15 protein-coding genes are annotated in these 15,226 nt (G+C 43.5%); 8 read left to right on the top strand and 7 right to left on the bottom strand.

Annotated features, from left to right (window positions below):
• The first annotated feature begins 5 nt into the window (after nucleotides 1-5).
• The 4 genes from FOT42_RS11120 to FOT42_RS11105 all read left to right on the top strand — a co-directional run bounded on the left by FOT42_RS11120 (nucleotide 6) and on the right by FOT42_RS11105 (nucleotide 4,118).
• Nucleotides 6-1,463, top strand: a complete 1,458-nt coding sequence (locus FOT42_RS11120; protein WP_151890651.1) for an FGGY-family carbohydrate kinase — start codon at nucleotides 6-8, stop codon at nucleotides 1,461-1,463.
• Complete coding sequence (locus FOT42_RS11115; RefSeq protein WP_151890650.1) at nucleotides 1,456-2,061, top strand: histidine phosphatase family protein; 606 nt, start codon at nucleotides 1,456-1,458, stop codon at nucleotides 2,059-2,061. Before FOT42_RS11120 ends, FOT42_RS11115 begins: the two co-directional genes overlap by 8 nt.
• A gap of 66 nt (nucleotides 2,062-2,127) precedes the next feature.
• The gene (locus FOT42_RS11110; protein WP_151890649.1) at nucleotides 2,128-3,057 is read left to right on the top strand and encodes a glycerophosphodiester phosphodiesterase family protein; all 930 of its coding nucleotides are present in this window, start codon (nucleotides 2,128-2,130) and stop codon (nucleotides 3,055-3,057) included.
• Nucleotides 3,058-3,143: 86 nt separating this feature from the next.
• Nucleotides 3,144-4,118 (top strand): metallophosphoesterase family protein, encoded by a 975-nt coding sequence (locus tag FOT42_RS11105; RefSeq protein ID WP_151890648.1) that lies wholly within the window; start codon nucleotides 3,144-3,146, stop codon nucleotides 4,116-4,118.
• A gap of 118 nt (nucleotides 4,119-4,236) precedes the next feature.
• On the opposite strand, the gene FOT42_RS11100 is transcribed toward FOT42_RS11105, so the two are convergent.
• The 5 genes from FOT42_RS11100 to FOT42_RS11080 form a co-directional block, all read right to left on the bottom strand.
• Nucleotides 4,237-5,133: an FKBP-type peptidyl-prolyl cis-trans isomerase gene (locus tag FOT42_RS11100; protein ID WP_151890647.1), complete on the bottom strand. Its 897-nt coding sequence runs from the start codon at nucleotides 5,131-5,133 to the stop codon at nucleotides 4,237-4,239.
• 38 nt (nucleotides 5,134-5,171) lie between these two features.
• Nucleotides 5,172-6,317, bottom strand: a complete 1,146-nt coding sequence (locus FOT42_RS11095; protein WP_151890646.1) for a metallophosphoesterase — start codon at nucleotides 6,315-6,317, stop codon at nucleotides 5,172-5,174.
• A 1,203-nt stretch (nucleotides 6,318-7,520) separates the two neighbouring features.
• Complete coding sequence (locus FOT42_RS11090; protein WP_151890645.1) at nucleotides 7,521-8,279, bottom strand: LytR/AlgR family response regulator transcription factor; 759 nt, start codon at nucleotides 8,277-8,279, stop codon at nucleotides 7,521-7,523.
• 2 nt (nucleotides 8,280-8,281) lie between these two features.
• Entirely contained in the window at nucleotides 8,282-10,315 is a 2,034-nt protein-coding gene (locus FOT42_RS11085) for a histidine kinase (RefSeq protein ID WP_151890644.1), read from the bottom strand.
• Complete coding sequence (locus FOT42_RS11080) at nucleotides 10,303-10,542, bottom strand: hypothetical protein (protein WP_151890643.1); 240 nt, start codon at nucleotides 10,540-10,542, stop codon at nucleotides 10,303-10,305. Before FOT42_RS11080 ends, FOT42_RS11085 begins: the two co-directional genes overlap by 13 nt.
• 23 nt (nucleotides 10,543-10,565) lie before the next feature.
• Here FOT42_RS11080 and FOT42_RS11075 point away from each other — a divergent pair, with 23 nt between their 5' ends.
• The 4 genes from FOT42_RS11075 to FOT42_RS11060 all read left to right on the top strand — a co-directional run bounded on the left by FOT42_RS11075 (nucleotide 10,566) and on the right by FOT42_RS11060 (nucleotide 14,246).
• A complete protein-coding gene (locus tag FOT42_RS11075; protein WP_151890642.1) occupies nucleotides 10,566-11,507 on the top strand; it encodes a collagen-like domain-containing protein in 942 nt (313 codons plus the stop codon).
• 87 nt (nucleotides 11,508-11,594) lie between these two features.
• Nucleotides 11,595-12,848, top strand: a complete 1,254-nt coding sequence (locus FOT42_RS11070) for a hypothetical protein (RefSeq protein ID WP_151890641.1) — start codon at nucleotides 11,595-11,597, stop codon at nucleotides 12,846-12,848.
• A 148-nt stretch (nucleotides 12,849-12,996) separates the two neighbouring features.
• Complete coding sequence (locus FOT42_RS11065; protein WP_192938377.1) at nucleotides 12,997-13,467, top strand: hypothetical protein; 471 nt, start codon at nucleotides 12,997-12,999, stop codon at nucleotides 13,465-13,467.
• 80 nt (nucleotides 13,468-13,547) lie between these two features.
• Nucleotides 13,548-14,246: a hypothetical protein gene (locus FOT42_RS11060; RefSeq protein ID WP_151890640.1), complete on the top strand. Its 699-nt coding sequence runs from the start codon at nucleotides 13,548-13,550 to the stop codon at nucleotides 14,244-14,246.
• A gap of 239 nt (nucleotides 14,247-14,485) precedes the next feature.
• Here the strand turns inward: FOT42_RS11060 and FOT42_RS18485 are convergent, their stop codons facing one another.
• Both FOT42_RS18485 and FOT42_RS18415 read right to left on the bottom strand, forming a co-directional pair.
• Complete coding sequence (locus FOT42_RS18485; protein WP_151890639.1) at nucleotides 14,486-14,695, bottom strand: ribose-5-phosphate isomerase A; 210 nt, start codon at nucleotides 14,693-14,695, stop codon at nucleotides 14,486-14,488.
• Nucleotides 14,696-14,705: 10 nt separating this feature from the next.
• Entirely contained in the window at nucleotides 14,706-14,993 is a 288-nt protein-coding gene (locus FOT42_RS18415; protein ID WP_262884012.1) for a ribose-5-phosphate isomerase A, read from the bottom strand.
• Nucleotides 14,994-15,226 lie beyond the last annotated feature (233 nt).

Here is a 15,226-nt window from a genome sequence, read left to right as displayed (position 1 = left end):
ATGTAATGGAACCATATTTTTTAGGAATCGATATTGGTACACAAGGAGCCAGAGTGGCATTGATCGATGTAACGGGAAATTTACTGGCAAAGAACGAAGTCGATTTTCCGTTGGACAAAAATTCAAGAGAGGAACAATCCCCATTGCATTGGTGGGAAGCCTGTTTGGGTTCGCTTCAAAAATTGGTCAAAGACGTCAAAGGCGAATTGGATGTGGACAAGATAGTTGCCATATCGGTAACCTCTACCTCTGGGACGGTGATACCCTTGGACAGCTCCAATGAACCCCTGCACAATGCTTTGATGTACAGTGATCAAAGGGCCAAGGATGCGGCAAAGATCTGTATTTCTGCTGCTAAGGAACACGATGATGAGAGATATACCTCTTTTGGCACTTCCAGTGGGTTGGCCAAAATTCTTTGGTTCACCGAAGAATATCCAGATAAGACCAAAAAAATAAATAAATGGGCCCATGCGGCCGATTTCATCACAGGAAAATTGAGCGGCACATGGGGGGTGACGGACTATACCAATGCATTTAAATCAGGCTACGATGTGCTCAATTATGAATGGCCATCTTTCCTGTTCGATAAACTTGGCTTGAAGCCTAGCTGGTTTCCGGAAGTTGTGGCCTCTGGGGAGGTTGTCGGTCAGTTGGACCATGGAGTGGCAGAACTACTGGGATTATCCCCGGCCATAAAGGTCACCGCAGGGATTACGGATGGATGTGCCTCCCAGATCGCTTCCGGTGCCATGAAACCCGGAAACTGGAATACTACCATAGGTACTACCATGGTCATCAAGGGCGTGACCAAGGAAGAAATAAAGGACCCCTTGGGCAGGCTTTATTGCCACCGCCACCCTTCGGGCTTTTGGATGCCGGGAGGTGCTAGCAATACAGGTGCGGATTGGGTGACCAATGAATTTAGTGATAACCTAATTGAATTGAATCAAAATGCAGCATCGCTAATCCCCTCAAACCTTCTTGCCTATCCTTTGAGACAAAAAGGAGAGCGCTTCCCCTTTGTGGCCGAAAATGCAAGAGGTTTTGAACCCGAGGGACGGTCCAAATTGGAACGGTTTGTGGCCAACATGGAAGGGGTGGCCTATGTGGAAAGATATGCCTACGAAATGATTGAAGATCTTTCAGGGGAACCGGTCAATGGCGTGTTTACGGCAGGTGGAGGCAGCAACAGTGATGTTTGGTTACGGATTCGGGCCAATGTCATGAACAAACCCATTTATAGAATGAAGCATGTTTCAGGGGCCGTTGGTGCAGCTATATTGGCCGCCTCAAAAACATATTTTGATTCCATCACCGAATCAGCCAATGCCATGACACAAATTGACGTCCAGGTGAATCCAAGCCAAGATTTGACCGAATCTTATGAACTGGGCTACCGTCGTTTTTTGGAAACATTAATGGAAAAAGGGTATATCCCCAAAGAAAAAAAATATGCTTAACATTTATCTTTTACGTCACGGAGAGACGCAGTATAATGCAGATGGCAACAAGTATTGTGGCCGCACGGACATTCCCTTGACCGAAAAGGGTCTAGGTCAGGCCAATCAGGTCTATGGACAGTTTCAGGGAATGGAGTTCAACAAAGTGTATTCATCTCCCTTGCTGCGTGCCTCGAAAACGGCCCAAATTGCCAGTGGTGTCAATGATGTCATATTGGATGATAGGTTGATAGAGGTCGATTTTGGCAATTGGGAAGGAAAAACCAAGGAAGAGTTTATCCCCGAAAATGAAACGCTTTGGCAGAATTGGGAACATCACCCCGAAACCACAAAGGCCGGGGGATCAGGTGAAACGGCACGGGAAGTGATCGAGCGTGTTGATGATTTTTTTTCGTCCATTGCCCAAAAACATTCTGATGGAGAGACTGTGCTTGTGGTTGCCCATAATGGAATCAATAGACTCTACATGGCACATAAACTGGGAATGCCCTTGAATGCATATAGAAAAATTGTCCAAGAGAATTCCAGGATAACCCTTTTCACCTTGGATGAAGCGGGCAACTTTCAGTTAAAACTGTTGAATAGTAGGGGAATTTAGTTTATGCCGGGATTCACGGGATTAAAGAATAGGCGGATGAGGATAATGGAAATTGGTACGAAAAACATGGTCAGCGGTTTACTCGCACTATGTATGCTTTCATGTGATGGGCAAAGTTCCCGGGATACCTTAAAGGTATTGGACCTCAATGGGTTTTTGGATTTACAGAACTTTTTTGCACACACAGGTCATGACATTCCTTTGTTGAGTGCCCATAGGGGTGGGAAGTTGGACGGTTATCCTGAAAATAGCATAGCGGCCTTCGAAAATGTGTTGAAACATACCCATGCATTTTTCGAAGTTGATCCAAGGCTCACCAAGGACAGTGTGATCGTACTGATGCATGATAAGACATTGGAACGGACGACCACTGGATCTGGGAAGGTTTCGGACCACACTTTGGCAGAACTGAAAAGATTAAGGCTCAAGGATGCCCAGGGCAATGTTACCGAATATCAGATTCCCACTTTGAAAGAAGCATTGGATTGGAGCTTGGGCAAGACGGTCCTAAACCTGGACAAGAAGGACGTACCCCTGTCATTGACCGTCAAAAAACTGAAGGAATGGCAAATGGAAGGTCATGTCATGCTTACGATACACAGTGCGGAAGAGGCAAAGTTTTACCTTGATCACAGTCAAAAATTCATGTTTTCGGCCTTTGTCCGGAACAAGGAAGAGTATGAGGATTATGCAAAGCTCCAGATACCCTGGGACCACATGATTGCCTATGTGGGACCTTTGGACAAACCAGAGACCAAGGAATTATACGCTCTTTTGAACGGAAAAGGGGTCATGTGCATGGTTTCGGCAGCGCCCACTTATGACAAAGAGGCAAGTGAGGAATTGCGGAGAACAAAGTATCAACAGGTCATTGAAAACGGGGCCGATATCTTGGAATCGGACAGGCCCATCGAGGTTTCAAGGGCACTTCATCAAAAAGTGAAATCGGCCGGTTCAAGTCCTAAAAAGGTATTTTTCAAGGAGGTGGTCAATTGATGAAGACGCCAAATGCTTGACGATACACTGTTGATGATTGTGAAACCCGTATTTCAAATCTATATAATAACTTAAATTTTGTACTAATGGATATAGTCAAAACCCAGCGGAAGCTATGCTTGTTTTTTTTGATGGCCACTCTTTTTGTCCATAACAGCATGATGGCACAACGGGATACCTTATCAATTCTTCATGTTTCGGATCTGCATGTCATTTTCAATCCGTATGCCCATATTCCGGAAATGATGGAGTATAGGAAAAAAAAGGATTATCATTTGGGAGAGAGCCGCTTTCGAAATTTTCTGGCAACCATTCCTGATCAAACCGAAAGCGACCTGGTGATCGCAACAGGGGATTTGGTTGATTTTTTTGAATCCAGAACGGTGGATAGTTCCATCACGGATATCCAACCCAGGGAGTTCTCCAAACTACTCAGGGATTATCCAACGCCTGTTTTACTTACCCTTGGGAACCATGATGTCTTTACTTTTGATTGGGCCGAAAACAGGGATTATAAACTTTTGCACAACCAAAACCATGTTGGACGGGCTCGATCTTTGTGGGTTAAAAACTTGCCGTGTTTCAGTGAGGGAACCTACTATAGCAAGACCCTTCAAGTAGGAAAAACGATGTATCGGTTAATTTTCATTGATGACAGTTTTTATCAATTCCATAACAATGATGAATCCAAAAATGTACCCTATATTGATAAAGCCCAGCTTTATTGGTTTAAGGATCAGTTGAATGCATCAAAAGATGATGTGGAAGTGGTGTTCATGCATATTCCGTTTGGTATTAAGAGCACGGAGAAAAACTTGGCCAATGATTTTTTCCAAGCTTTGGGCGAAAGTGCCTCGCTGAAACTCATTTTTGCAGGACATCACCACAAGAATATTGTGAAAACGATCAAACTCCCGGAGGGCCACGAAATTTTACAGGTTCAGACAGGGGCTTTGGTCAACGACCCAAACAATTGGAGGGTGATCCGGTTGACCGAGCAAGATATCAAGGTCTCCTTGCCGGGCCAAGAGGAAAATGAGCTGGTCATTAAGATCGATTAGACCTTGGTTTGAGGTAACCTGGTTTTGATGAGACCATTTTCGGTACACCCCAAATTAGGGATTGGTTTTGCCAAATGGGATTAGGTATTTATCTGAAATCGTTCACATAATCCCACCTTCAATTCTTTTCAAGGATTTCCAAATCACAGATTATGGGGGCATATGGGTGGACGATTCCATTGCCCTGATCCCCATAGGCCAATTTTGAAGGGATTATAAGCCTGGCTTTTGTTCCAATGGGGAACATGGAAGCCCCTTCACTGAAACCGGAAGCTGGATTTTCTGTTATCGTCTCTTTATGGGGTTCATATTTGAATCCCCCAGTGTATATCCCAGAGGAAATTGCTACATCCTTTAGGTTCGTCTGAATGACTTTTCCATTCAGGTCGCAGATAATGTAATTGATATAAATTTCGTCCCCAATTTTTGGTTTTTTCCCGACACTCTTTTTTGTGATGGTGTAATATAGGCCAGAATCTGTTGAGTCGAAATTTAAGTTATTGGAAGCAATGAAATTTTTAATCTTGAGATGCTCCTTCTCCTTAGCTCTATTTGTTTGACGTAATTTAAATTCCTCAATCTTTGCATTGAGCAGGCTATCCGATAGATTTCCTCTGGTGATAACCTCATGGACCTTTATATTGTAAATGATATGGCTCCCTTCTACATATTCCGGAAAACCATAATACTTGTGCAATGAATCGGCATTGATTTTCAACTGTGCGCTATCTCCAGCGCTTAAAAACCCTAGCGCAGTATGTAGGTCGCCTTTAAAATAGGGGTGGACCCTATACAATTGGATCGGCCTTGGGTCATACCCATAACTTGAATTGAGTAGTTGACCTGTTTCAGTTCTTGTTTCATACGATAAGGAGACAAAGTCATAGTATTCGATGTTCTTTCCATTTTTGTCTATGACAATAGTGTACTGTAAATCACCCAATGAGCTTCTATCATGGTCTGAACAGGATAAATATAGGGTCAAGATTGCAAGAAATGTAAAGTATCGTTTCATTTTTTCAATTCCTTGCCTCCTCGGGTACTTGGGCCATGTTAGTTGTACAAGGGCTCTGTAAAGTCACTATCTCCATCCACTTCTAAAATGTTTGGTCCTGGACGGGGCGCAAAAGTACGGACACTCAGGGTTTGCTGTGTTTTATTGAATTTCATTAAACGCATCAGACCATTACCACCATTTCTATCATTCACAGTATATGGGGCGTCTCTCCTGCTTTGGTAATCTGACAAATAACTTTTGATAATGTGACCATTGTAATTATCTCTTCTAAATCCTTCACCGGAAATATGTCCACACAGCATCAAAAAAACATTGTCGTGGAGTTTCATTCTGTCATAAATTACATCACCTTGATTTGTAAAATTACTGGCGACATTATTATTCCCTTGACCTGGAATGGTATCACTATTGCTACCCGCAGGTCTTCCTAAAATACTGTGGCTCACAATAATTGCCTTACGACTGGAGTAAGTATTGAGAATGCCATCAGCCCAATTCATAACAGCATTTTCAATACTCGAACTATATTCTGCATGGCCAGGGGTATTAAATTCTATATATAGCACTATGTAGTCGACCCCATTGGCTGTAAAGAGATCATAATGATTATCGCTATTATTGGAACTTCCATAGGCCCCTCCATACCAAGGGTTTAATTGCATGTGGTTACGTCCAAAATATACGCCATAGCCACTATTAGTACCTGGGGATGCTGGATTTCCATATGGTGTTTGATCGTGGTTTCCGACCGCAACGCCGTAAGGAATCCCGTCTTGTTCCAATTTATATAATTCATTCTTGGCCCTTGTCCATTCAACACTATTGTTATCATCCCCATGGTCCACTACGTCACCTAAATGAACTACATAGGCTATCTTTGAAGTCTCCTTATTTGCCCTTATCCAAGTTATCTGTTCCTCAAACATATCCATTGTGCCATTGTGTTTCAATGCTGTATAGTATTGTGTGTCCGGCAATACTGCAATTTGAAAAAATTCATCTGATCCAGAAAGGTTTACTGTGTTGGTATCGGCGGTTTCAATTTCAATCCCTTGTTTCTCACAACCGAAAAAGAGAAGAAGGATAATTGGAAGGACAAAATTCCATATGTTGTACTTTTTGTTTATTTGGCCCCAGTTTTGAATGTGGCAATCTATTTTAATAATCGAAAATCTATTCATGATATCTCATTTGAAATTAAATAAAATTAAAAGAAATAATAAAAAACAATTATAAAATATAAAAATAAATATAATAAAATATAATTTAACTTTTTTAAATATTTATATTGGCTTTTTGTAAACTATTCAATAAAGGTGTCAGGAGATTGCAGATACTCCAGAAGTTAGGGCAAGTAGTAGTAATCATTTTATACACTGGCCTGCTAACAAGTTGCTAGCTTATATTGAGTCAAATGAATATAATAATCAACTTAAATTTTTATTGTTTTGGGGCTCAAATAAACCATCCACGGGGATGATGCAACGTTGGTTCTCCCATGTATATTGATAGATGCCGTAAATGAAGTTGGTTTATTTGGATAGTAAGCTGAAACCTTTTGCAAGTGATCTGTCGATTGGATAGAAAAATATGTTCATTCATCCAAACATTGGCGAGGGTTTGGAACGATTTGTCGGAAGAGATAAAAATCAAATGTTGACGAATCATTTCAGTAGATTATAAAACAGCTGAATACATTGAATGCTGAGAGCACTTTTCAAAAGGTGGAATGCTAATTGCCCATCTTTATAGATGGTGAAAATTGGCACTTTTTGGCATCAATGAAATTGAAAAAAAACTGTAAGCATTTATTTTAAGGTATTTTGATTGAATTTAGGTTGGACGGGACTTGAACTTTTTAGCAAAATAGCCCATTTTCAATGACTTACGCTTGCTCACTTTGTGTTTTAAATTTAATTTTTTTACCGGATTTTACATAAAATGGTCAATATTGCATGGCACGGATAATGGGAGCCACTGAAAACGGCAGAATGAACCACCCTATATTTCGTTGTAGTATATTGCAGGTCAGCACTTTGTTGGTTATTTTGCTGTGTTCATTTTTTTCCGGCGAAGATGGTATGCCATGCCCGTTTTTTGCAGGTGTTCATATATTAATTCTTTAGTCCATTTATCAATTACACCTGACTTCATTTTTTTATGATCACCCAAAGGAAATGAAACACTCCATATAATTTACGGGTCTTTGATGTTGGCATCATAGAAACCTCTCACCTTGAAGATTTTAGATCAAGGGGCTGATATAGGTTGGGAAATGAGAAGATCGTTTTGATCATATATCATCTTAGGCGTGGTTTTAATTTGTAGGTCAATAAAGAGGACCAACACCCTCAAGAGGCAATACGCTTCCTATATTTTCCAACTTATTTAAACCGCAACATGGACTCCAGGATGCCGTTTATTTCATTCCTTTTTTGCCGTGAGACGGGGATTTCCCTATCGTCTTTCATCATCACGGTGCCCCCGTCCCTTTTCAAAATACCCTTGACAAATTGGGGATTGATCAAATGGGATTGGTGCACACGCAGGAAGCCATAGTCCTGTAACATTTCCTCAATTTCCTTCAGCGTCCGGCAAATGAGCAGCTTATTTCCATCATCAAAAAAAAAGTTGGTGTAATTGTTATCCGATTCGCAGCGCACAATGTCCTTGATCTCGACAATATGGTATCCGGCACCAGTGGGCAGGGCAATCTTGGACAGGTCCTTCACCGTGCCCTTCAGATTGTGCCGCAATAGTTCCCATTGTTCAGGATAGGTTTTCTTGCGGCGTTTTTCCCAATTTGACAATGCCTGCACTATACTTTTTTCGGTAATGGGCTTTAACAGATAATTGATGGCGCTGTACTGAAACGCCCGAATGGCATATTGGTCATAGGCCGTCGTGAAAATAATATCAAAATCGATGGGCAGGATTTTGTCCAGCAGCGCAAAACCGTTCAGGTTGGGCATCTCAATGTCCAGGAACAAAAGATCGGGGGTATGGGCTTGAAGATACTCCAAACCTTGGATGGAGTTGCAGAACGTCCCCGCGATCTTGTAGTCGGGATGCACCTTGGTGATGAGGTTTTTCAATACGTTCACGCAGTGCATTTCGTCATCGATGATAATGATATTGGCCATGGTTATCCGTTATAGGTTATGGTTATGCGGGTGCCCTCTGGCATGCCCTTGTCGTTTTCAAGATCCAAAATGTCCAGGTGCATTTTGGCCTCGCTGATATGGTTGTAGAGGGACAATCGCTCTTGGGTGATGCGTGTCCCCGCAGATGGATGTGTCTTTTTGGCTTTGCCACTTTCCTTTCGCCCAACTCCATTGTCCTCGATGGTGATCTGAAGTTGCTGTGAGGTGTCGAACGTGACCGAAAGTTTTTTTTCGGGCTTTCCGCTGGGATGCAGCCCGTGCCATATAGCATTTTCCACAAAGGGCTGCAACAATAGGGGAGGGATGGTAAATTGTGAGAGTGCCTCGCGCGAGTCACACTGGATGGTATAGGAGAAATCCTCGCCCAAACGACTTTTTTCCAAGGAGAGGTAGAGTTCCAGCATCTCCAGTTCCTCTTCCACGGTAATGGTATTTTTGCTGCTGTTCTGTAATATCGTGCGGAGCAGCACCGAAAAATTGTCCAGATATTGGATGGCATCCTCCTCCCGTGACAACATGACGAGGTTTTTGAGGGCATTGAGACTGTTGAAAATGAAATGGGGGTTCATCTGGGAGCGAAGGGCCAACATTTTCATGTCGCGGAGACGTTCAGCAAAGGATCTCTTGATCTGTTCTTCCTTTTGCTTTTCCATTTCCGAATAGAGCTTGATCAACTCTTCGGTTTTTTGCTGTACCTGCTCGTCCAGTTCCTTGCGCATCTTTTCCTCCATGATCTGGTTCTGTTGCAGTTGCTCGATCAATTTTTGGCTGGCCCTGTCCTTTTCCTTTTGGATGAGGAAGACCTTTTCCCCAAGCGCTATGGAGAAGCAGAACACTTCGCCCAGAAGCCCTGCTTGGAAGATGATGTGCTGTGCGTGTGGAAAATTGAACATACCATCCGGCACCAAATGCAATTTGTTGTAGTGAATAAAGGAGGAAACAAGAGCACCGATAAAAAACAGGCTCTGTCCCAACACAAAATATTTCATGAGCGGATGCTTCACTTTAAATATAATCCAAATGAATAGGGCAACATTCAGTGGCAGGACAATGAGGCGGACAATTAAGGATGCCATTGACCTGGTTTCACTGTACAAACCTTGATGAAAGATGAGAATTATATTGAGCAGGGCATATGTAAAACAGAGAATGGCCAAACCCACCAAAGCCTTTGATAGGTTTTGGTCAAAGGTTTTGATTTCCAGTAAATAAAGGATAAAGAAAATGTAAAAACCTATAAAGGTAAACTGGGCTGTTTCTATGGCGGTGTTGGAAAGTTGTGGTGCATACATTCCGAGGTTCCCTACCGTTGCCAGAGTGGCTTGCAATATCGCAAAGGCATATAAAATTTGAAAGAAAAGATAGCCGAGATAATAGAAATAGACCCGCTTGCGCAAGCGAAACCAAAAGGCCAAGGCAAATACAAGGATACAGCAGAGCGAAATGATATAGGTATAGATAAAGGCAATGGAAGGGGCTTCCTCTGATCTGACCCCGTCCATAAAATCCAAATAGTCGGGCCTGGAATACAAGATCGGCATGTTGGTACGGCCCGTTTTGTAGTCATTGACGATACGGATATAGCATAGGGACCGCTGCAAGGGCAATAGTTCCAATGCTGTAAAAAAATACCATTTGGGCTCAGAACGTTCTCCCAAGGGGATTAAGTAACCATTTTTGAAATGCTCGAATTCCCCATCATTTTGCAGGTACAAATCCATGTGGAAACCGCTGTAAAAGAGGTAAGTGCTAAGCGAATCACGTGTGGTGTTTTCAAGCGGGAACTTGATCCAGATTGCCGTTTCCGGGGTGGTGGCAAAAGAGGAATCATACGCTTTCCAACCATCGGTTTTCAAGATTTTTTCAAGGGATTCCTCCCGGCTGCTCCGCAAAGCCTGTACTTCCGGATGGCCCACAAGGTCCACTCGGGAAGGAAGGGAATCGGCCCTAATCTGTGCGGAAAGGGAACACAGCCCCGCAAGGAGAAAAACAATGACCGGGGCTATTTTTTCCATTTTTCCATGTTTGAAATCGCATAGGCACGAAAGACCGGGTTGTCAGGGCCTCCAATGATCCCTCCAATATATAAAATGATTCCATCCCCTGCACCACAAATTAGGGTTTGGCCATTGTGGACTAGAATTTGGTGCCTAAAGACACCATTTCCGAATTCTAAGTTGGACAGGCCAAATTCTAAATCAGGGTTTTTAGGGGAAGTGTGAACGGCTAAGTTTGTTTTCATTAGACATTTCAAAAAACCTCAACATGAAAACCACACGATTTTACACTCTATTTTTATATATGGCGGTATTGCTCCTTGCGTCATGCAGTGAGGAAACCGTCACGGGTCCCCAAGGTGAAACCGGGGAAACAGGTCCCATGGGCCCCCAGGGCATTCCCGGAAAGGATGGGGCACTTATCCTATTTGGCAATGGTGCTCCTGCGGAAACCTTGGGTAATGACGGCGATATGTACCTGGATGGGGCGGGCAGTGAACTCTACGGGCCCAAAACCGATTCCGGTTGGGGCACACCGCTCCAATTGAAAGGGGAAAAAGGCGATCAGGGCGATGCCGGGGCGCCGGGGAGCCAGTTTCTCAGTGGTACGGTCGATCCCTCAATTGGGGAAGGGGCCGAGGGGGATTACTTCCTCAACCAAGAATCCGGAGATCTTTTTGGTCCCAAGTCAGCTTCTGGGTGGGGCACCCCCATCAACCTCAAGGGCACGGCCAATGTGGTGGCAAGTACTTGGACAAACTTGAAGCCCTGGACCAATACAGCTGTGTCTTATCTTCGTGAAGCGGCATACTCCATTCCCGCACCCATATTGAATGCCGTAGGCTATAGTGACTTGACAAGCATGACGGCCTCCGGTGGCGTATTATTGGTCTACTTGTCCATCAATGGTGCTTGGACAAACCAGTTACCTTACACAGACATTACCTCTAACTGGCATGCCCGTTGGTATTTACGCGATAATCCGGGTTTTAACTACTTCTATCTTAGTGTCCGAAGGCCGTCCGGCACTACGGCACTACCAGAAGATATAAGAGACCTGACAGGCAACTATAAGTTGCGCTATGTGCTCATTCCGGCCGGTATTCAGATAAATGCTGCCAAAGCTGGGGAAAAGGACGTCTTGGATGCAAAGGCATGGCAGCAAATGGGCTATGACGAGGTCAAGGAACTATTGGGCCTTTTGGACTGATCCATTTAACATTTAAAGCATCCCAGTATTACCACCATGTGGATGCCAATTTTTATCACAACGGAAACATCACTAATTAGTATATCTATGAAAACCTCAACAAAAATCATGTATTTGTTCACCTTGGCCTTGATAGTGGGCAGTTGTTCCTCCGACGGGGAGAATGATGACCCGCAACCGCAATATAACCTCGATGCGCTGCAGGGAAAATGGTACAGGGTAGGGGGCAATAACCCCGATGCCAACGGTATGGAAGTCACGGTCACCAACGACCAGGGTGTGCTGACCGACCCGGCAAACACCAGCCTACAGGAAAACAACATCAAATGGAAAGACATTGAGGCCACCGGGGAAACCAATTACGAACACGGTGAACTGGGCTCTGACCAGAATTATTACAGCGGGTTCATGGAAATGGGCTCGGACGACACCTTGAGAATCAGTGTCAATAGCCCCGGTACGGGCAATGTCCAAAAATGGGTCAGGACATTTATCGCTCCCATTGCCGAGCTGCACGAATGTGAACCTTATGAGCCGGATGCTTTTTCCATGGCAAAGGATGATCTATGGGTGGAAGCTGGTGAAGAGGATGAGTTTCCCGGATTGCTCCCGGTATCGACGGATCCGGCAGGGGGGTATTATATCGTTACCTTGGAATCAACAGGGCCCCTTCCTTCCCAACCGTGGATAGCTATTTCGGTTTCTGGCGAAGAGGTTCCCGTCATCAACGGTACGTCAGCCGGAACCGATACCCCCCTTACCAGAAAAGTGGCCTTTTCGGCGCATCCGGGCATTGCCTATGACGTCATGGCAAGACCTTTTTACAATGCATCACCACCATCGGATGTTTATCCGGAACCGTATAGAATATCATGGGAATATGTGGGTATCATGGACTGCTATGAACCCAATGACAATTTTGATGAGGCCAAGTTCATCCCAAAGGATGAGGTCATTGAGGCCTATGCGAACAAGAACAATGAGGGCTATGGTATCCAGGAAGAACAGGATGACTATTACAAAGTGGTCCTGTTCCAACCGGCCAGATTGCAGGTACAATTGCTGCAAAGCCCTTCCGATGATTTCATCGACCTCAATGTATATAGAGAAAGTAGGGGGGAGATCGTGACCACGTTAACGCCCATTTCAGGTATGCCGGGAGACAAGGAAGATGGGGCACTGTACTTTAAGACCACCAATGCCACACTTGATGCGGGTACCTACTATGTGCGGGCACGTACGTTTATGAACGATGGCAAAACAGCCGACCTCAACCTTGATGAACCTTTGCCGGACACTTGGACAACGCCCTATACCTTCACCGTGACCGCAGTGGAGTAAAATGGAACGGATGCATCTGCCCAATTGAAAATGAAATTGTCAACTCTTTATTTTCGGTTCGGCAGGTGTTTTAGACCGATTACGGCCAATATGGCCTGTTGTGTCGGAAGGAGACACAAAAACCTGAAAAATATCAATATAAATTCATATGAAATCTTTTCGTTATATATTGTGCCTTATGTTTTGCCTTGCTGTTTCCACGGTTATCGGCCAATCCCTTTCGGGAAAATTGAACGTGGAAGGCTGGAACAAGATCACCGAGTGGAAATCACAGGAACCGGTATCCCTTTTCAAAAACTTCAGGGATGGCAAGCACAAGATCCTGTTCCGGTTCAAGAACACCTCCGGGGATAAGGACATTGTGCTGTTCCAGATGAAAACGACCCTTGCCCACAATGGAAAAACCATTGGAAGCAGCCAACGTTCTGATTGGCCTTGGTTGCCGGGGGATATGTATGTTCCTGTGGAAGCCTTTGATTTTATCCCGCTCCTTCAAAAAGCGGCCAATGGCAACAAAGGGAAGCTGATGCCCGGAACCTATGAAATTCGTTTGGAAATGAAACCCGCACAAAGGGATGCGCAACCGATCCATACGACCCTTACCTTTAAGATTATCTAAAAAATGACCATAGCGAAAACCCTTAAAAAGTTTTTTACAAAGCCAACAGTTAAGGAAACAGAAACACCAAAACACAATAGATGAAAAAGTTATTTACACTACTCACCTTACTGCTCTGCACATTGGGCGGTGCCCAGACCTTAACGGGAAAACTTGTCAACCCCTTAAAAGGGATGAAGGGGATGGATATTGCCATCTGGCCATTGGGACTTGACCGATCTATTTTCATAGGACAATTAAAGGCCGATGGAACGCTGGAATTTACATTTCCACCCAAGGATAGTTTTCTGTCTAAAAACGAGGAACAACAAATGGTCGTGAGCGATGTCAAATATGCCCTTGCTTTCAATTGCTTGGGACAGGGGGAAGCGACGTATCCGGAAATTATGGCTGCACGGATCAACCCCATTTCACTGTGGTATAAAGGACGGTATGCCGGCGTATTGTTTCCGGTGACCAGCGAGGACATGATCCCATGGCTGGAAGACGAGGCCTACAATAACCCTGAAAAGGGTACTTTCTACGAACTCATCTATGTGGACCAGGCCACGACTTTGAACATGCAATGTACGACCACATATCAGTTTTCCGGTGATGTGGTGGAGGCGACTTATGATTACCAACTGGAACTGGAAGCTGGACTGAATTTCATTGCCTATTCCATTGAAGAGATCTTTGAGACCGACCCCAAGATAACCTCTTTTAAACCCAGTAAGGTCACAGTCAAAAATATTCGGGAAGGTTTGGATGGCATCCAATGGTTTGCCAAATATTTTTAGGGTTAATTTTCAATATAATATACGTCTGTTTTTGATTCATTGGGTTTTGGGATTTCCATGATTCCAATAGGACCATGGAGAAATCCGGGATTACTTTTTTGATTAAAAAGAGCCGAAAATGAGGGGCTTAAACAAAAAGGTGGATTTTTCTTTTTTAGTAATAAAGGTGTCTCAAAAGAGGATATTTCTTTAGAGAGTATCTTTTTATTATCAAAACTTTAGAAATCAATGGTCTTTGTTTATTGAAAAGTAATGGTTTCATTTCCAATGCCCATGATTACAAGGTCTGTCGTATCCAAGAAGAGACCTGTTTCCACAATTCCGGCCAATGCTGCTTGTAACGATTCAATGTCTATGGGCCCCCATATATTCAAGTCCAGAATTGTATTATTGTGATCAGTTCTAAATTCTTTATTATTAATTGTCCAAAGCATGGGATTTAGTCCCATTTGGGACAACTCATCCTAAAATTCTCTTTTGGGCAAATGAAATAACCTCTATAGGCAATGGGAAACTTCCGAGTTGCTGCACTTTTTTACTGGAATCTGTAATTATAACATTCTTGGATGCAAAGCGGGCAATTATTTTTCCCGCAACAGCACACCACCTCCCTTTTATGAGTTGTAATTTGCCGTCAAATTCATCTGCACCATCAATATTGATGTTGATATGGGGAGCATCATTAAGGGATAGAATAGGAATACCAACCTTATTTGCCAACTTTTTAGATTCAGACGAAGAGGCAATTCCTTTGATTATCAGGCTATTTTAACATGCTTTCTCCAATAACTCAATCATGTTTGAGATATAGAACCTGAACCAAACCCTACTATCATACCGTCGTCTATCATTTCAATTACAGCTCTTGCCGCATTGGTTTTTTCTACTGACATCCGTATCATTTTGAGGCCACGAATCTTTGTGGACGCATCCTTGTTGGAATTTGTGGTATTGGGAGTATAAATTACAAGGGCGGATTA

The organism is Flagellimonas hadalis (assembly GCF_007785775.2).
GTDB classification, from domain to species: domain Bacteria; phylum Bacteroidota; class Bacteroidia; order Flavobacteriales; family Flavobacteriaceae; genus Flagellimonas; species Flagellimonas hadalis.
This window is presented reverse-complemented; position numbering and strand designations above follow the sequence as displayed.